General features: G+C 61.8%; 20 protein-coding genes. 6 read left to right on the top strand and 14 right to left on the bottom strand.

What is annotated here, in order from left to right; all coding sequences use genetic code 11:
- Positions 1–99 precede the first annotated feature (99 nt).
- The 3 genes from ACR0K1_RS19180 to ACR0K1_RS19170 all read left to right on the top strand — a co-directional run bounded on the left by ACR0K1_RS19180 (position 100) and on the right by ACR0K1_RS19170 (position 2,925).
- On the top strand, positions 100–1,791 hold the full coding sequence (locus tag ACR0K1_RS19180) for an acyl-CoA dehydrogenase family protein (RefSeq protein ID WP_480612356.1): 1,692 nt from the start codon (positions 100–102) through the stop codon (positions 1,789–1,791).
- A gap of 174 nt (positions 1,792–1,965) precedes the next feature.
- A complete protein-coding gene (locus ACR0K1_RS19175; RefSeq protein ID WP_480612354.1) occupies positions 1,966–2,520 on the top strand; it encodes a hypothetical protein in 555 nt (184 codons plus the stop codon).
- A gap of 12 nt (positions 2,521–2,532) precedes the next feature.
- A complete protein-coding gene (locus ACR0K1_RS19170; protein ID WP_480851513.1) occupies positions 2,533–2,925 on the top strand; it encodes an META domain-containing protein in 393 nt (130 codons plus the stop codon).
- Here ACR0K1_RS19170 and recO read toward each other — a convergent pair.
- Positions 2,909–3,634 carry a DNA repair protein RecO gene (recO, locus tag ACR0K1_RS19165; protein ID WP_480612351.1) on the bottom strand — a complete coding sequence of 242 codons (726 nt, stop codon included), beginning with the start codon at positions 3,632–3,634 and terminating at the stop codon, positions 2,909–2,911. The two genes, ACR0K1_RS19170 and recO, sit on opposite strands and share 17 nt — an antisense overlap.
- A gap of 179 nt (positions 3,635–3,813) precedes the next feature.
- Here recO and ACR0K1_RS19160 point away from each other — a divergent pair, with 179 nt between their 5' ends.
- The gene (locus ACR0K1_RS19160; protein ID WP_480612349.1) at positions 3,814–4,056 is read left to right on the top strand and encodes a hypothetical protein; all 243 of its coding nucleotides are present in this window, start codon (positions 3,814–3,816) and stop codon (positions 4,054–4,056) included.
- An 88-nt stretch (positions 4,057–4,144) separates the two neighbouring features.
- On the top strand, positions 4,145–4,450 hold the full coding sequence (locus ACR0K1_RS19155; RefSeq protein ID WP_480612348.1) for a putative quinol monooxygenase: 306 nt from the start codon (positions 4,145–4,147) through the stop codon (positions 4,448–4,450).
- A gap of 15 nt (positions 4,451–4,465) precedes the next feature.
- On the opposite strand, the gene ACR0K1_RS19150 is transcribed toward ACR0K1_RS19155, so the two are convergent.
- The 3 genes from ACR0K1_RS19150 to era all read right to left on the bottom strand — a co-directional run bounded on the left by ACR0K1_RS19150 (position 4,466) and on the right by era (position 6,140).
- Positions 4,466–4,789: a SemiSWEET transporter gene (locus tag ACR0K1_RS19150; RefSeq protein WP_480612347.1), complete on the bottom strand. Its 324-nt coding sequence runs from the start codon at positions 4,787–4,789 to the stop codon at positions 4,466–4,468.
- A 116-nt stretch (positions 4,790–4,905) separates the two neighbouring features.
- Positions 4,906–5,235, bottom strand: a complete 330-nt coding sequence (locus ACR0K1_RS19145; RefSeq protein WP_480612345.1) for a DUF1491 family protein — start codon at positions 5,233–5,235, stop codon at positions 4,906–4,908.
- Positions 5,232–6,140, bottom strand: coding sequence for a GTPase Era (era, locus tag ACR0K1_RS19140; RefSeq protein ID WP_480612344.1), 909 nt, complete (start codon positions 6,138–6,140; stop codon positions 5,232–5,234). Before era ends, ACR0K1_RS19145 begins: the two co-directional genes overlap by 4 nt.
- Positions 6,141–6,297: 157 nt before the next feature.
- On the opposite strand from era, the gene ACR0K1_RS19135 reads away from it, so the two are divergent.
- A complete protein-coding gene (locus ACR0K1_RS19135; RefSeq protein ID WP_480612342.1) occupies positions 6,298–7,674 on the top strand; it encodes a multicopper oxidase family protein in 1,377 nt (458 codons plus the stop codon).
- Positions 7,675–7,677: 3 nt separating this feature from the next.
- Here ACR0K1_RS19135 and ACR0K1_RS19130 read toward each other — a convergent pair whose 3' ends face one another.
- The 10 genes from ACR0K1_RS19130 to ACR0K1_RS19085 are packed head-to-tail and all read right to left on the bottom strand — an operon-like array spanning position 7,678 to position 15,508.
- Positions 7,678–8,196: an N-acetyltransferase family protein gene (locus ACR0K1_RS19130; protein ID WP_480612340.1), complete on the bottom strand. Its 519-nt coding sequence runs from the start codon at positions 8,194–8,196 to the stop codon at positions 7,678–7,680.
- A gap of 22 nt (positions 8,197–8,218) precedes the next feature.
- Positions 8,219–8,896 carry a ribonuclease III gene (gene rnc, locus ACR0K1_RS19125; RefSeq protein WP_480851512.1) on the bottom strand — a complete coding sequence of 226 codons (678 nt, stop codon included), beginning with the start codon at positions 8,894–8,896 and terminating at the stop codon, positions 8,219–8,221.
- On the bottom strand, positions 8,893–9,732 hold the full coding sequence (gene lepB / locus ACR0K1_RS19120; RefSeq protein WP_480851511.1) for a signal peptidase I: 840 nt from the start codon (positions 9,730–9,732) through the stop codon (positions 8,893–8,895). The genes rnc and lepB overlap by 4 nt, the downstream gene beginning before the upstream one ends.
- A 57-nt stretch (positions 9,733–9,789) precedes the next feature.
- Positions 9,790–10,209 (bottom strand): holo-ACP synthase, encoded by a 420-nt coding sequence (gene acpS, locus ACR0K1_RS19115; protein ID WP_480612335.1) that lies wholly within the window; start codon positions 10,207–10,209, stop codon positions 9,790–9,792.
- Between the two features lie 5 nt (positions 10,210–10,214).
- On the bottom strand, positions 10,215–10,685 hold the full coding sequence (locus ACR0K1_RS19110) for a hypothetical protein (RefSeq protein ID WP_480851510.1): 471 nt from the start codon (positions 10,683–10,685) through the stop codon (positions 10,215–10,217).
- The gene (locus ACR0K1_RS19105) at positions 10,685–11,308 is read right to left on the bottom strand and encodes a LysE family translocator (protein ID WP_480612331.1); all 624 of its coding nucleotides are present in this window, start codon (positions 11,306–11,308) and stop codon (positions 10,685–10,687) included. Before ACR0K1_RS19105 ends, ACR0K1_RS19110 begins: the two co-directional genes overlap by 1 nt.
- Positions 11,305–11,925: a LysE family translocator gene (locus tag ACR0K1_RS19100; protein WP_480612329.1), complete on the bottom strand. Its 621-nt coding sequence runs from the start codon at positions 11,923–11,925 to the stop codon at positions 11,305–11,307. Before ACR0K1_RS19100 ends, ACR0K1_RS19105 begins: the two co-directional genes overlap by 4 nt.
- Positions 11,922–12,668, bottom strand: coding sequence for a pyridoxine 5'-phosphate synthase (locus ACR0K1_RS19095; protein WP_480612328.1), 747 nt, complete (start codon positions 12,666–12,668; stop codon positions 11,922–11,924). The genes ACR0K1_RS19100 and ACR0K1_RS19095 overlap by 4 nt, the downstream gene beginning before the upstream one ends.
- Complete coding sequence (locus tag ACR0K1_RS19090; RefSeq protein ID WP_480612326.1) at positions 12,661–13,359, bottom strand: DUF2062 domain-containing protein; 699 nt, start codon at positions 13,357–13,359, stop codon at positions 12,661–12,663. Before ACR0K1_RS19090 ends, ACR0K1_RS19095 begins: the two co-directional genes overlap by 8 nt.
- Positions 13,360–13,375: 16 nt before the next feature.
- Complete coding sequence (locus ACR0K1_RS19085) at positions 13,376–15,508, bottom strand: RelA/SpoT family protein (RefSeq protein ID WP_480851509.1); 2,133 nt, start codon at positions 15,506–15,508, stop codon at positions 13,376–13,378.
- Positions 15,509–15,517: the final 9 nt, after the last annotated feature.

Genomic DNA, 15,517 nt, shown 5'->3' with positions numbered 1-15,517 from the left:
CAGCGCAACTTTCGAACTTTTTTATGCCTCCACAGGTATTTTTGTTGCGCTGCATGTGCAGCATGGTATGACCGTACGACCGACAAAAGGATGCGATTCATGGCCCACGACGGACAGGATATGACCGAGATGACGACAGCAGCAGTTTTGCCCGACCTTCTTGCCCTGACCCGGGCCGCAGTGCCAGCAGTCAAGACCGTGTTCGAGCGCGCCCGCGAGTCCGTGCGCGGCATGGTGACGGCAGATGGCCGCATCTCGGGCGCTCTGATCGAGGCCAACCAGACCGCCGCCCACGGGCTGGCGTGGCTGGCCACCTATCACCAGTCACTCACCCAGATGCAACGCTGGGCCGAGGCGCTGGAGGCCGAAGGCAAGTTCGGCGAGGTCGAGCAGCTTTTGCACCAGATCGCCTTTGGTGAATACCTGCATCAGGTCGCAGGCGGCATCCCGATGAATCAGGGTGAAGTCGTGCGCCTGCAGGATTTGGGGCTGGGATGGGATGCGCTGTCGGGCTTCCAGTGCAGCGAAGTGCAGACCCTAATGGCGCAGGCCAATTCGCAGGCCGCGCGCACGCGTCTGGTCGAATTGATGCAGGATCAGGCCGGTTCGACCATGTTCGGGGCCTCTGGTCTGGACGAAGAGCTTGAGATGATCCGCGAGCAATTCCGCCGCTATGCGCAGGAAAAGGTCGAACCGAATGCGCATGACTGGCACCTGAAGGACGAGTTGATCCCGATCGAGATCATCGAGGAACTGGCCGAGATGGGCGTTTTTGGCCTGACCATCCCCGAAGAATTCGGCGGGTTCGGGCTGTCCAAAGCCTCGATGTGCGTCGTGTCCGAGGAACTGTCGCGCGGCTATATCGGTGTCGGCTCGTTGGGCACACGGTCCGAAATCGCCGCCGAGTTGATCATCGCCGGCGGCACGGATGAGCAAAAAGCGCAGTGGCTGCCCAAAATCGCCAGCGCCGAGATTCTGCCCACCGCCGTTTTCACCGAACCCAACACCGGCTCCGACCTCGGCAGCTTGCGCACCCGCGCGGTCAAAAATGCCGAGGGCGATTATGAGGTCACCGGAAACAAAACATGGATCACTCACGCGGCACGCACCCATGTGATGACCCTGCTGGCCCGTACCAACCCGGACACCACGGACCATCGTGGCCTGTCCATGTTTCTGGCCGAGAAAACACCGGGCACGGACGAAAACCCCTTCCCCACCTCCGGCATGACCGGTGGCGAGATCGAGGTTCTGGGCTATCGCGGCATGAAGGAATACGAACTGGGCTTTGACGGCTTCAAGGTCAAGGGCGAGAACCTGCTGGGCGGTGAAGAAGGTAAAGGCTTTAAACAGCTAATGGAGACCTTCGAATCCGCCCGCATCCAGACCGCCGCCCGCGCCATCGGCGTGGCGCAAAGCGCGCTGGATATTGCCATGCAATACGCGCAGGACCGCAAGCAGTTCGGCAAGTCGCTGATCAACTTCCCCCGCGTCTCGGGCAAACTGGCAATGATGGCGGTCGAGATCATGATCGCCCGCCAGCTGACCTATTTCAGCGCGTGGGAGAAAGATCACGGCCAGCGCTGCGATCTTGAGGCCGGGATGGCCAAGCTGCTGGGCGCGCGCGTGGCCTGGGCGGCAGCGGATAACGGTCTGCAAATCCACGGCGGCAACGGCTTTGCGCTGGAATACAAGATCAGCCGCGTTCTGTGTGACGCGCGCATTCTGAACATTTTCGAAGGGGCCGCCGAAATTCAGGCACAGGTCATCGCACGGCGTCTGCTTGGGTGACCGAATTAGGCACTCCTGTTTCCCCGACTGACCCGGCCTTTGTGCCGGGTCTTTTTCTGTGCCAGCGGGTCGACCACCCTGCCCTGATCCGTCGATGCAGCAACTTCCCCTATGATCCGGGCCGGAACACAGGTAGAGCGTCCTGCGAGACAACACCCCTGACCGAGCAGTTATATGACGAGACGACTTCTGGCACTTTGGGCAATCCTCGCCGCCCTGGCACTTGGCGGCTGTGCTACAGCGCCGGCGACCGCCACCCAAAGCGATATTGACGAGCTGGCGCAAGCCATCCGGAGCCTCGGCCCCGATGTCGATCCGGCCGAGGCGCAAGAGGCCGCCGTCATCGCCTATATCCATTCTCAGCGACTGAAGCAGGAATGGAACGTCACCGACGCGGCCATCATCCACAACGCCAAGATCGCCAACGGGTTTCGCGAAAAGGGCCTGTGCAACGACTGGGCCGAGGCCATGACCGGGCGTCTACGGCAAGAGCAGTTCAAAACGCTGGACCTGCATTGGATCACCTCTCCGCCGACGCAGTTCCGGATCATCCATCACTCGGCGCTGATCAGCGCCAAAGGTGACCCGATGGACAAGGGCATCATCCTCGATCCCTGGCGCAACAGCGGCGCGCTGTTCTGGACCCCGGTGGTCGAGGACACACGCTATAACTGGCGGCCCCGCCTGGAGGTGCGCGAGGAATTGCTGAGCGGCGCGAACCCGTATTGAAGGATACTCCCGATGACACGCCTGACCCTTCTGCTGCCTCTGATGGCCTTGATCCAATGTGACAAGGACGAAACCGTCGCCGCCTATGGTGCGGCGGATCAGACATGGGTGCTGCAGGAAATTGACGGGCAGCCCTATGAAGCCAGCGCCCTGCTGCGCTTTCCCGAACAGGGCCGGATCGAGGGCAATGCCCCCTGCAACAGCTATAACGGCGCGCTGAACGCACCCTATCCGTGGTTCGAAGTCACGGACCTGACCGCCACCCGCGCCGCCTGCGCCGGTCTCGAGGCCGAGGGGTTCTATTTCGCCGCCCTGATGGCGATGACGCAGTCCGAGGTATCCGGCGACGTGCTGATCCTGCGCAACGAGGATGGGCACGAAATGGTGTTCAAAGCCGCCGAATAAGCTGTTCCAGAAACCGCGACCGCGCCTCGGGCAGCGGGTTATGCCCCAGTGCCGGGGCGACGCGGTGCTGCAGGAAATAGCCGGTGGTTTTCAGCCCCTCGACAATTTCTGAATCCGGCGCCTGCCCTTCGCCACGCAAGCAGGGCGGCAGCGGCAACAGCTTGTCGGCCCATTCCCCTGCCCCCTTGGCACTGACGGCCCGCCCGGTTTTGGGCGAGACATAGACCAGCCCCTCCGCCGCGCCAGTCACAGCGCAGGTTTGCAGGTCAAGGCCAAAGCCCAGCTCCTCCAGCAGCGCCAGTTCCCAACGCAGATAGGCCAGCGGCCAGATCTCATCCTGCCCCAGCAGGTCCATCAACTGTTCGGTCTGTTTGTAGATCGCGGGATGCGGCTCACGTTCCGGCAGGCAGAAGGACAGCAGCGCCACCACCGCGTTCAGCCCCGCCAGCGCCATCCGCCCCGAAAACGCCGCCGCCGCGCGGGACCGCAGGGGTTCGACCTGAAAACTGCCGATATGTTCCTCGAGCCGCGCACGCCACAGCACATCCAGTTGCGCACCGGGCTGCAGGATCGGCGCGATCTTGCGGCTGGTGCCACCGCGCACGACACCGGCATGGCGACCGTGGCCCTCGGTAAAGACCTCGATAATCGCTGCCGTTTCGCCATGACGGCGAGAGGTCAGAAGAATGCCGTGATCGCGCCAGTCCAAGATGTGATCCGGTTTTGTGTCAGCCTGCCCGCAGAAAATCCCAAGGACGCCTGATACGCAAGTGCTGACGATTCAGGGGCCCTTTTCAAAGCCGCCAAACTCTTGTGACTTTCTGCCATCCGTTTTGTCCGCGTTCTTGTCGCCCCCACCTGTGCCGTCATCAGGAAAGAGGGCATTTTATGATTGATGACGAACCCCTGCCAGCCACCTATTACGATGACAACGACATCTGGACGCTGGATCCCACCGCTGCGGACAAGCATGTCTACGAGGCGTTTGCCGCCGATGTGGTCGATCTTGTTCAACTGCTAGACGACAACAAGCCGATGTTGTCCCGGGATGTGTATGCAAGGCTTTTTGCCTCGCTGCGGGACCTGTCCCGGGTGTTGGGTCGGTACGAAGAGGGGTGGAATTTGGACTAGCGGGTTTGGTCGACCCGTCCACGAAAGCTTGACCCATCAGCCTTGCACAGATTAATTTAACTATATCGTTAAACAAGGATCCGATACCATGCGAGGCATCACAATCACCTACAAATACGACGGGGACGAGGCCGAATGGCTGGCCGCCGTCACCGAATTCATCGCGGCAATCAACAGCGACCCGGCTGCGGCGGGCAAGTTCACATATCAGGTCGCCGTGGCCGATGACGGCGTCACCCGGTTTCACTGGGGCCGATGGGACAGTGCCGAAACGTTGGCCCATGTTCAGGCTCAGCCCTATTTTCAGGCCTTTGCCCCCAAGGTGAAGGGTTTTGCCGGGGACACGCTCAGCGCCACCGGGCACGACGTCACCCTCAAAAGCAGCGGCTGGTGAGAGCCCCGCGCCCCGTCAGAATGTCATACCGGCGTGGATCAGGATGCCGACGACCATCAGGATGTTCAGCACCATCGAGATGCCATTGCCCACATAGATCGGCAGCTTGCCGACGACCAGCCCATAGGCGAACCACAGAAAAGACAGCGCCGCATAAAGCGACCAGGACAGCAGCGACTGGCCGGTGGCGTGTTGGGAATGGGTGAAATACAGCTTGACCAGCTGCGGCAGCGTCGCAAAGGGGCCGACCACGCCGATGAACACCATGAACCCCTCGAACCGCTGCATCCAGTGGCCCAGATTTGACTTTTCCAGTTTCTCTGCAAGCGTTTCAGCCACGCCAACACCTCATTTTTCCTGCTGTATCCGCGGGATGTGCCGGATTCTGACCGTGCGGGACACCGCGCCAAAATAATCGCTTTGCGCCGCCTGTCCAAGACCCGTTGGCGCGGACGTCAGTCCAGCCCTTCCTCGCCCAGCAGATGCCGCCCCTGCCGGTCTTCGACCTCGATCACCCAGAGGTCGGGGTCAAAGCCGCGCTGCCGGGTGACGGCGGCATCGACGTCAGACTCGGGGCCGCTGGACAGTTCGACCCATTTCCGCGCACCGCTCATCAGATCGAAGCTGCGCTGGAACGCGACCGCTTTCCCGTCGAGCGTGTTCAGCTTGACCAGAACAGCGCCGGCGGTGTTGTCGCCATGAGTGACGACAAAGGCCGGGATATCCTGCAGGCGCAGCCGCGCCAGATAGGCATGGACCCAGAATTCCGCCGTCAGCCGCGTCATGCATTGCCGTCTTTGAAATCCAGACCCATTTCCGAATACCGCTCGGATTCCTCAAGCCAGTTGGGCCGGACTTTCACCTGCAGAAACAGGTGGATCTTGCGGTCCAGGAACTCTTCCAACTCGGCCCGTGCGGCCTGACTGACCGCCTTGATGGTCTCGCCGCGTTTGCCCAGCACGATGCCCTTGTGGCCGTCGCGCATGACATAGATGACCTGATCGATCCTGGCCGAGCCGTCTTTGCGCTCTTCCCAGTTCTCGGTCTCGACGGTCAGTTGATAGGGCAGTTCCTGATGCAGGCGCAGGGTCAGTTTCTCGCGCGTCATTTCGGCAGCGATCATGCGCAGCGGCAGGTCGGCGATCTGGTCTTCGGGGTAAAGCCACGGACCTTCGGGCAGTTCCGAGGCCAACCACGTGCGCAGATCGTCAACGCCGTGACCCTTTTCGGCGGAAATCATGAAGGTTTCGGCAAACGGATAACGCGCGTTCAGGTCGCTGGTCAGCGCCAGCAATTTCTCGGATGGCACCTTGTCGATCTTGTTGATGGCCAGCGCGATGGTGCGGCCCTGCCCGATCTCTTCCAGACCTTCGAGGATGCGCTCGACCCCTTCGGTGATGCCGCGATGCGCCTCGACCATCAGCACGACAACATCGGCATCGGCGGCGCCGCCCCATGCGGCGGCGACCATGGCGCGGTCCAGACGGCGGCGGGGTTTGAACAGGCCCGGCGTGTCAACGAAAACCAGTTGCGCATCACCCTCCATCGCCACGCCGCGGATGCGGGCGCGGGTGGTTTGCACCTTATGCGTCACGATCGAGACCTTGGCCCCGACCATGCGGTTCAGAAGGGTGGATTTGCCTGCGTTGGGCTCTCCGATCAGGGCGATAAATCCGGCGCGTGTGGTCATGTGTGATGCGATCCTGTTTGCAGGTGCGCACCCCTATAGCAGAATGAACCTGCGGGCCAGAGGCATTTGTCGCATTGCCGCCATGCGGATAGGGCGGCAAATATGCGAACACGCCACGCCAAACCCAGCCAGGCACACCCTTTTCAATGAGGCAAAAATGAAACGACGCGAGTTTCTTTTGGGCAGCGGGGCCGCTGCCGGAGCGCTGGGGCTGGGCACATTCGGCTTGGCTGCGGGGGCTGAGGAACTGACCATGCAGCCCGCCAGCTTTGCCCTGCGCGATCAGGTGACGACCGGCATGGTCAGCCTGTCGCCAGACGCGCCGCCCCCGGTTCTGTACGGCCGCCAGGGCGAGGTGATGCGGCTGCCGGTGCGCAACACGCTGCCGGATTATACCGCGATGCACTGGCACGGGCTGCGGATTCCCAACGCAATGGACGGGGTCCCCTATCTGACGCAGATGCCCATCGGGCCGGGCGAGCGGTTTGACTATGAATTCACGCCCCCGGATGCAGGCACCTATTGGTATCATCCACATTGCATGACGATGGAGCAGATGGCCCATGGCCTGACCGGCGTGATGGTGATTGCCGAAGCCGAGGACCCCGGTTTCGACAGCGAACAGGTGATCAACCTGCGCGACTTCCGGCTGGACGAGGTGGGCGCATTCCTGCCCGCCTATACGCCGCGCGGGGCTGCGCGGGCGGGAACCTTTGGCAATGTGCACACGGCCAACTGGCTTCAAGCGCCGGTCTATGACCACACGGCAGGCGGGCTGGTGCGCCTGCGCATTGTCAACTCGGATACGACCCGCATCTACAAGCTGCATCTGCAGGGGGCAGACGCCCGGATCATTGCCTGGGACGGGCACCCGGTCGAGGGTGAGGTGGCGATGCCGACCGCCGAAGATCCGCTATTGGTCGGGCCGGGCCAGCGGGTGGATTTTGCTGTCGCGATGCCAGAAGTCGAGGGCGAAACCGTCGACCTGATGGCCAAACTGCCGGGGCAGCCACACCGGGCGATGACCCGGCTGCGGGCCATTGGCGCGAGCCTTGCCCGCGATCTGCGTGAGCTGCAACCTTTGCCGGTCAACCCGGTGCCGCGTCCCGATCTGGCAAACGCCGAGCTACATGAGTTCGTCTTTGGCTGGACTCCCGAAGGCGGCGAGCCCACCAACGGGTTCTGCGGCTCGCTGGGATATAATTTCTGGTCGATCAACCGCACGCCCTGGCCGGGGGACGCAGCGCAAGGGGTCGGGCCGCTGGCGACGCTGAAGCAGGGCAGGAGTTATGTTCTGCGCCTGCGCAATGAATCTCCGAACCTGCATCCGATCCACCTGCACGGGCTGGCGTTTGTTCCGTTGAAATCGAACCTGCGCAACCTGCCGCCATTGCTGACGGATACGATGTTGTTGCTCAAGGATGAGGTGGTGGAAATTGCTCTGGTCGCCGACAATCCCGGGGATTGGGCGTTCCATTGCCATGTGATCGAGCACCAGAAAACCGGGCTGACCGGATTTATCCGGGTGGTCTGACCCCTAGGGTTGCAGCGGCACGTTCAGCGCCAGCACATGGTTCGGGTAGGCTTGACCTTCGATACGGAAATCCGTGGTGCCAACCTGCCTGAACCCCTTGGACACATAGAAATCAATTGCGGGTGTGTTCTCGGAGTTTGTCGTCAGCCAGATCACGCTCCTGCCGTGGTCCCGGCAATACTCGACGGCGACGTCCAGCAAAGCTGTACCAATACCCTTTCCGTGATGTCTGGGCTGTATGTAAAACGTCACAATCTCTAGATCGGAAAGCCCGTCGACGGGTGCATCCCGTCCTTTTGCCAGCCGAACATACCCGTCGATGCCATCGCGGTTTTCCGAGACCATGACAAAGTCATTCCCTTCCTCAAGAAGGGTCTCAAACCGGTCCGTGGTGAACTCGGTCAACGCAAAATCGGCGAAGAATGAGTTCACGCCCTGCCGCAGGTAAGTGCCGACCCAAACCTCGATCGACAAGGCCGCAAGGCTGGCGGCATCTTCCTTTTTTGCCGGCCTGATCTTCACGCCTCACCCCCGGTGCGCAGGTTCAACCCAACCGCTCCAACAGCGCCTTGGCGGCCGCCTGTTCAGCCTGCCGCTTGGACCCTGCGGTGGCCTGAGCCTCGGTTCCGTCCTGCAGGCGGGCGGCGATGGTGAAGACGGGCGCGTGGTCGGGGCCGCTGCGTTTGACCTCGATATAGCTGGGCGGTTTCTGCCCGCGCGCCTGCGCCCATTCCTGAAGCGAGGTTTTGGCGTCGCGCGCATCGGCCTCGACCGTGTGGATGCGGTCGCCCCAGAGGGCCAGGATCACGTCGCGGGCGGCCTCGAACCCTGCATCGCGGTAGATGGCGGCGATGACGGCCTCCATCGCGTCGCCCAGCAGCGCCTGTTTGCGGCGGCCACCCGAGAGCATCTCGGACCGGCCCAGTTTCAGCACCGCGCCCAGATCGATCTGGCGGGCCACGTCAGCGCAGGCCTCTTTCCGGACCAGCGCGTTGAACCGCGGGGCCAGTTGGCCCTCGGAGGCTTGTCTGTCGGCCTCGAGCAGCGCGGTGGCCATGACGAGGCCCAACACGCGGTCGCCCAGAAACTCCAGCCTTTGGTTGTCGGGGCGGGTGGACGACGAGGCCGATCCGTGCGTCAGAGCGCGCAGCAGTAATTCGGGGTTCGAGAATTCATACCCCAACCGCTGCTGGAACGCTCTTATCTCAGCGGAAAGCTTCAATTGACCGCCTTGAAGAACCGATCCCCGCGCCATGTCCAAAAGAACAGCATCGACCGGCCAGCAGACGAGAACATGATGCGGTCAGCGCGACCGATCAGGTTTTCATAGGGCACATAGCCAACCCCGTTTGCCGATTGCGGTATGCGGCTGTCGGCAGAGTTGTCGCGGTTGTCGCCCATGAAGAAATAATGGCCGGCGGGCACCGTGTAGATACCGGTGTTGTCCGAGCCCTGATTGCCGATATTCAGAACATCGTATGACACGCCGTTCGGCAGGGTTTCGATCAGGCGGTTCTTTTCACACACACCACCCAGCCCCACCGGGCCGTTGGAACAACGCGGGCGCAGGCGTTGCGGGCCTTGCGGTTCAGCGGTTTCGGTGAAGACGCCATCGGGCTGCTGCGGGACCGGCGTGCCGTTCAGGATGATCTGGCCTTCGCGGATCTGAATGCGGTCGCCCGGCAGGCCGATCAGACGTTTGATATAGTCGCGCCCGGTGACCGGGTGGCGGAAAACGATGACATCGCCGCGCTCGGGCTCATCGCCCCAGATACGGTTGCCATCCTCGCCCTGCATCCAGCCGCAGACGTCTTCGGCATCGATGTTCAGACCGACGCTGGGAATGATCAGGCTGGGGCACGAGGCGTAGGAGTAGCCGTAAGCCATTTTGTTGACGAACAGAAAATCCCCGATCAGCAGGGTTTCCTTCATCGAACCGGACGGAATCCAGAAGGGCTGAAAAAACAGGGTCCGGAAGACGCCTGCGATCAGCAGGGCGTAAACGATGGTTTTGATCGTTTCCCAAATGCCACTTCCGGTTTTGGCTTCCTCGGCCATACTGCTCTCCAGTCCTTGCGTCTTTGGGGTGCTACATGCGGGGCGGGTGGGGGCGAGTCAAGGCCGGGTGGCGCTATCTTGAAGCGGGCGCGCCTCGATCACCACAAAGGCCTGCGCCCAGGGGTGATCGTCGGTCAGGGTGACGTGGATGATCGCCTCGTGGCCTTCGGGCGTCATCTCTTTCAGCCGCTCGGCCGCCCAGCCGGTGACATGCATCACAGGCTGGCCGGTGCGCAGGTTGGTGACGGCCATATCCTTCCACGCGATCCCCATCCGCAGACCGGTGCCCAGCGCCTTGGAGCATGCCTCTTTCGCGGCCCAGCGTTTGGCATAGGTGCCTGCGGTGTCGTGGCGGCGCTCGGCCTTGTTCTGTTCGGTGTCGGTGAAGACACGGTTGCGGAACCGGTCGCCGAACCGGTCGAGTGTTCCTTTTATGCGGTCGATATTTGCGAGGTCTGTGCCGATGCCGAGGATCATGGTTTTCAGCCTCTTTCACCGCCAAAGAGCGTTCGTTTTGTCTGTGTCGATTGCCATAATACGGTTCTGCAAAGTCCGATGGAAACCGCTGCCCAAAACAGCAGTACACTGTTTCTTAGAAGAAGGTCCCAAAAATCAATCTGGTGCCAATACCTGATCCTGTAGACCAACCCAACGAACTGCACAGTCAGCAACACCGATACTGACAAGCCAACCATGTAGAAGGCGTTGTACCACAACGTCGCGCTTGGGATCGCTTCAGAATGGAGTTTTGACCACGGATGCGATTGGACCAGTGTCGCCATAATTACCGGGAACACCAGGAGGTCGAGAGGAAAAAAGAACAGGCCATCGAGCCCCAGCTTATTTTTGGCAAAACCCGAATTGACCGACACCATCAATAGAAGAAAAAACCAAACAACGTATGTTATCCGATTAAACAACAAGGTTCTCTGCCCAGGCTGCCACAATTTCATCACGACAACCGCACCGTCAGGATCTTGTAACTCGCCAGCCCAAAGAACCCCGCAAAGGCGAAATCGAACCAGCGGCGGGCGCGGCGGTAGGTGCGGACCATGCGCTCGGACGAGAACAGGAAGGCGTAGCCGATGAAGATCGCCAGCGAGCCCGCGTAGAGCAGGCCGAAATAGCCCAGCAGCATGGACAGGCTGGCGTCATTCGGCGCGACGATGGCATAGATCGAGCCCCAGCTCAGGATCGCCTTGGGGTTGGTCAGGTGAATGGCCGCGCCCTTGGCGAAAATGGTGCCCAGCGAGCCAGTAACAGGGTTGCCCAGCGCGACCTCATCGGATGTCATCGCCCGGCGCAGCGCTTTCAGCGCCAGCCAGCCCAGATAGGCGACGCCGACATAGCGGATCACCTCGAACACCCAGACATTGGCCAGCATGATCGCCGACAGGCCCAAGGCGGCGGCAATGCCCCAGGCGGCGGAGCCTGCGCAGATGCCAAGGGCAAAGGCCAGACCGGCGGTGCGGCCTTCGTTCATGGCGGTTCCGGCAATGCCCATCGTCGCGGGTCCGGGGGACCCTCCGGCCATGATCCAGGCGAACCAGATCGCTATGAAGCCCGGGGTGATCATCGCGCAAAGGCCGATCTGATCAGGCCCAGTCCGGCAACCGCGAACAATCCGGCGACAACGCCGTCGATCCAGCGGCGGAACCGGCGGTATCCGGCCATCATACCGCTGACCGAAAACAGCATCGAATAGAGAAAGTTGTTCAGAAACCCTGCCGCAATGCAGATCAACGTCGCGGCGCCAACGGACAGCAAACCGTCATCCGGGCCGAGGCCGACCGACAATGCCGCCATCCATGCAATCACCGATTTCGGGTTGGACAGGTTCAGGACCAGCCCGCGCCAGAACCATTTGCCGCTGGCCGGGACGGACACTCTGGAGGCGTCGGGCCGCAACGCGGACCGCCCCGACTGCCACGCCAGCCACAGCAGGTAGAGACCGCCCAGCACCTTGAGCACCATCAGGACGTAGAGCGAGCTTTGCAGCACCGCGCCCATGCCGCTTGCGGCAATCAGCCCCCAGAACACCAGACCACAGGACAAGCCGACACCGTAGATAAGGCTGATCCTGCGCCCGTAACTCATCGCGATTGCGGCGTTTGAGATATTCGCGGGGCCCGGTGAGACCGCGACGATAAAGAAGGCAAGGGCCGTTACCGCAAGTGAGGTCAGGTCAATCATTCCCGCGCCTCATCCATCAGGCGGCGCATTTCGGCTATGGCGGGGGTGAGGCCCAGAAAGATCGCCTCGCCGATCAGGAAGTGGCCGATATTCAGCTCGCGCACTTCGGGGAAAGCCGCAACCGGTTTGACGGTGTCATAGGTCAGGCCGTGGCCCGCGTGCACTTCGAGGCCCAGCGAATGCGCAAAGGCCGACATCTCGCGCAGGGCTTCCAGCTCGCGCGCGGCTTCGTCCATGCGGCCCTCGGCATGGGCATCGCAATAGGCGCCGGTGTGCAGTTCGATAACCTCGGCCCCGATGCGGTGGGCGGCCTCGATCTGGCGCTGGTCGGCGGCGATGAAGATCGAAACGCGGCAACCGGCCTCGCGCAGGGGCGCGATGTAATGGGCCAGCTTGTTTTCTTCGCGCGCGACCTCAAGCCCGCCCTCGGTGGTGCGTTCCTCGCGCTTTTCGGGCACGATGCAGACCGCATGCGGTTTGTGGCGCAGGGCGATTTTCTGCATCTCTTCCGTCGCGGCCATCTCGAAGTTCAGCGGCACCGACAGAACTTCCATCAGCCCGTCGATATCGGCGTCCGAGATATGGCGGCGGTCTTCGCGCAGATGCGCGGTGATGCCGTCAGCCCCGGCTTCTTCGGCCAGCTTCGCGGCACGCAGCGGGTCGGGATAAGCCCCGCCGCGCGCATTGCGCACGGTGGCCACGTGGTCGATATTCACGCCAAGACGCAGGTGGGTGTCAGACATCGTTCGAATCCTTCATTGTCCCTTGGGCCGACCCTAGTGGGTTTGACACCGTAACGTCAGCCTCTGCCTGCGCAAGACGTTTGATTTCTTCAAATTTCGCTTTGATCTTGGCGCGGCGGCGCTGCTGATAGGTGCGGATCAGCGGCAGGCTGAGATAGCCGCAGGCCACCCCCGCCACGATGCCCGGAATGACGCCGCCGACCATGTAGGGAAAGAACACATCGTCATAGAACCGGCTGAGCCCGTGCCAGTCGGCCTCACGTTCGGTGAACATGGCGATGCAGTTGTCTTTCAGATCACCCATCGCATCGGCGAACTTGCCCATCAGCCCGTCGGTGTCGCCCTTGCGGAACCGCGTGCCCAGCAGGAAATGGCCGGTCTGCAGGCTGACCACACCTATGGGCACATAGGTCAGCGGGTTACCAAAGAACGTACCTGACAGCGCGGCCAGAATGTTGCCGTTCAACAGCCGCGCGAGGACGGCGGCCACCAGAAAATGCAGGCCGTAGAACGGGGTGAACGCGGCGAACACCCCGGCCCCGATGCCGCGCGCAATGCGCTCGGGGCTGTCAGGCAGGCGGCGGACGCGGTGTTTGACGTAGTGAAAGGCGCGGGTCCAGCCGCCGCGCGGATAGACGAACTCTGACGCGATCTGGACAGGCGAGCGGCGATCTCGGCGCTTGAAAACCACTCCTGCTCACCCTTTCTCAGCCAGCCGCAACAGCGGTTTTCGCGCGTTCCCGAAACCGTTCGACCGCCGCAACGTCGCTTTCCGCCTCGAGCGTCAGCATCAGCGAATGCAACTGTTCCAGGTCGCGCAGTTCCACATTGATCAGCAGACGGTAAAAATCCGGTTTGCGGTCAACAAATTCGAGGTTCGAGATATTGGCCTTTTTCTCGCCGATCAATGTGCAAATACGCCCCAGCACCCCGGCGTCATTGCCAATGGTCAGATCCAGCGTCGCGCCGTAGACGGCCGGGTGCGTGCCCGAATGCCAGTGCAGATCGACCCAGCGTTCGGGCTCGTTTTCGAACTCGGTCAGGCGGTCGCAATCGATGGCGTGCACCACCACGCCCTTGCCGCGATAGGTGATGCCGACGATACGTTCGCCCGGCAGCGGCTGGCAACATGGCGCGCGGTCGAATTTCTGGCCGGGCTCCAGACCGATCACCGCGCGGCGCAGCGGGATGGCATCGCCTTCGTCCTTGGCCAGATCGGGATAGACCGCCTCGACCACGTCATGCGCGGTCAGTTCGGCGCTGCCCAGACGGGCCAGCAACTCGTGCCGGTCCTTCAGGCGCAGGTGTTTCGCGGCGGTGTCCAGCGCCTTGTCGGTGGCCTTGCGGCCCACATGTTCAAAGCCTGCGCGCGCCAGTTCCTTGCCCAGCTTGATAAAGCGCTCTCGGTCCACCTCGCGCAGTGCCCGACGGATCGAGGTGCGCGCCTTGCCGGTCACGGCAATCTCAAGCCATGTCACCTGCGGCGTCTGGCCATCGGCGGTGATGATGTCGACCGACTGTCCGTTTTTCAGCCGCGTCCACAGCGGCACACGGATGCCATCCACCTTGGCCCCGACGCAGGAATAGCCAATTCTGGTATGGATCGCATAGGCGAAATCAATCGGTGTCGCCCCACGCGGCAGTTTGACCACGTCGCCCTTGGGCGTGAAACAGAACACCTGGTCGGAATACATTTCCAGCTTGACAGCTTCGAGGAAGTCTTCGTGATCCTCTTCGTTGTCGAACTGTTCCGTCAGGTTGGCGATCCACTTGGCCGGGTCGACCGCAAACGGGTTTTCCGAGCGCACACCGTCGCGATAGGACCAGTGCGCCGCAACGCCGGTTTCGGCCACGTCGTGCATCTGGCGGGTGCGGATCTGAACCTCGACCCGTTTGCCATCACGCCCCGAAACGGTGGTGTGGATCGAGCGATAGCCGTTTGATTTCGGCTGGCTGATATAATCCTTGAACCGCCCCGGCACCGCGCGCCAGCGCTGGTGGATCGCGCCCAAAGTCCGGTAACAGTCTTCCTCGGTCTGGGTGATGATGCGGAACCCGTAGATGTCGGACAGGCGTGAGAAGCCCTGATCCTTTTCCTGCATCTTGCGCCAGATGGAATAGGGCTTCTTGGCGCGGCCGAACACCTCGGCTTCGATCCCGGCTTTCTCAAGCTCGTGCCGCATGTCGCCGGTGATCCGGTGGATCACATCGCCGGTTTCCCGCTGCAGAGTGATAAAGCGGCGGATGATCGACTGGCGGCCTTCGGGGTTGAGCACACGGAAAGCGAGGTCTTCCAGTTCCTCGCGCATCCACTGCATCCCCATTCGGCCCGCAAGCGGCGCATAGATATCCATCGTCTCGCGCGCTTTCTGCACCTGCTTTTCGGGGCGCATCGCCTTGATCGTGCGCATGTTGTGCAGACGGTCGGCCAGCTTGACCAGAATGACCCGCAGGTCCTTGGACATGGCCATGAACAGCTTGCGGAAATTCTCGGCCTGCTTGGTCTCGCGGCTGGACAGTTGCAGGTTGGTCAGCTTGGTGACGCCATCGACCAGCTTGGCGACCTCGTCCCCGAACAGTTCGGACACCTTGCCATAGCTGGCCTTGGTGTCCTCGATCGTGTCGTGCAGCAGGGCTGTAATGATGGTCGCATCGTCCAGACGCTGTTCGGTCAGGATGGCGGCAACGGCAACGGGGTGCGAGAAATAAGGCTCGCCGGAATGGCGGAACTGCCCGTCATGCATCTGCCTGCCGAACTCATAGGCCCGGGTGATGCGGTCGGCATTCATTTTGGGGTTGTAGTTGCGGACCAGCGCAATCAGGTCTTCAGCAGAAATCATCCGGTCCGC

The organism is Ruegeria sp. F5 (genome assembly GCF_056533845.1).
This window is presented reverse-complemented; position numbering and strand designations above follow the sequence as displayed.

Excerpts from the sequence above, each read along its gene's own strand:
- ACR0K1_RS19170 (WP_480851513.1), top strand. The coding sequence starts at position 2,533 with ATGACACGCCTGACCCTTCTGCTGCCTCTGATGGCCTTGATCCAATGT.
- ACR0K1_RS19180 (WP_480612356.1), top strand. The coding sequence starts at position 100 with ATGGCCCACGACGGACAGGATATGACCGAGATGACGACAGCAGCAGTT.
- lepB (WP_480851511.1), bottom strand. The coding sequence starts at position 9,732 with ATGGCCGAGGAAGCCAAAACCGGAAGTGGCATTTGGGAAACGATCAAA.
- ACR0K1_RS19105 (WP_480612331.1), bottom strand. The coding sequence starts at position 11,308 with ATGATCACCCCGGGCTTCATAGCGATCTGGTTCGCCTGGATCATGGCC.
- ACR0K1_RS19160 (WP_480612349.1), top strand. The coding sequence starts at position 3,814 with ATGATTGATGACGAACCCCTGCCAGCCACCTATTACGATGACAACGAC.
- ACR0K1_RS19095 (WP_480612328.1), bottom strand. The coding sequence starts at position 12,668 with ATGTCTGACACCCACCTGCGTCTTGGCGTGAATATCGACCACGTGGCC.
- ACR0K1_RS19145 (WP_480612345.1), bottom strand. The coding sequence starts at position 5,235 with ATGACGCGGCTGACGGCGGAATTCTGGGTCCATGCCTATCTGGCGCGG.
- acpS (WP_480612335.1), bottom strand. The coding sequence starts at position 10,209 with ATGATCCTCGGCATCGGCACAGACCTCGCAAATATCGACCGCATAAAA.
- ACR0K1_RS19085 (WP_480851509.1), bottom strand. The coding sequence starts at position 15,508 with ATGATTTCTGCTGAAGACCTGATTGCGCTGGTCCGCAACTACAACCCC.
- ACR0K1_RS19155 (WP_480612348.1), top strand. The coding sequence starts at position 4,145 with ATGCGAGGCATCACAATCACCTACAAATACGACGGGGACGAGGCCGAA.
- era (WP_480612344.1), bottom strand. The coding sequence starts at position 6,140 with ATGACCACACGCGCCGGATTTATCGCCCTGATCGGAGAGCCCAACGCA.
- ACR0K1_RS19135 (WP_480612342.1), top strand. The coding sequence starts at position 6,298 with ATGAAACGACGCGAGTTTCTTTTGGGCAGCGGGGCCGCTGCCGGAGCG.
- ACR0K1_RS19175 (WP_480612354.1), top strand. The coding sequence starts at position 1,966 with ATGACGAGACGACTTCTGGCACTTTGGGCAATCCTCGCCGCCCTGGCA.
- ACR0K1_RS19110 (WP_480851510.1), bottom strand. The coding sequence starts at position 10,685 with ATGAAATTGTGGCAGCCTGGGCAGAGAACCTTGTTGTTTAATCGGATA.
- ACR0K1_RS19100 (WP_480612329.1), bottom strand. The coding sequence starts at position 11,925 with ATGATTGACCTGACCTCACTTGCGGTAACGGCCCTTGCCTTCTTTATC.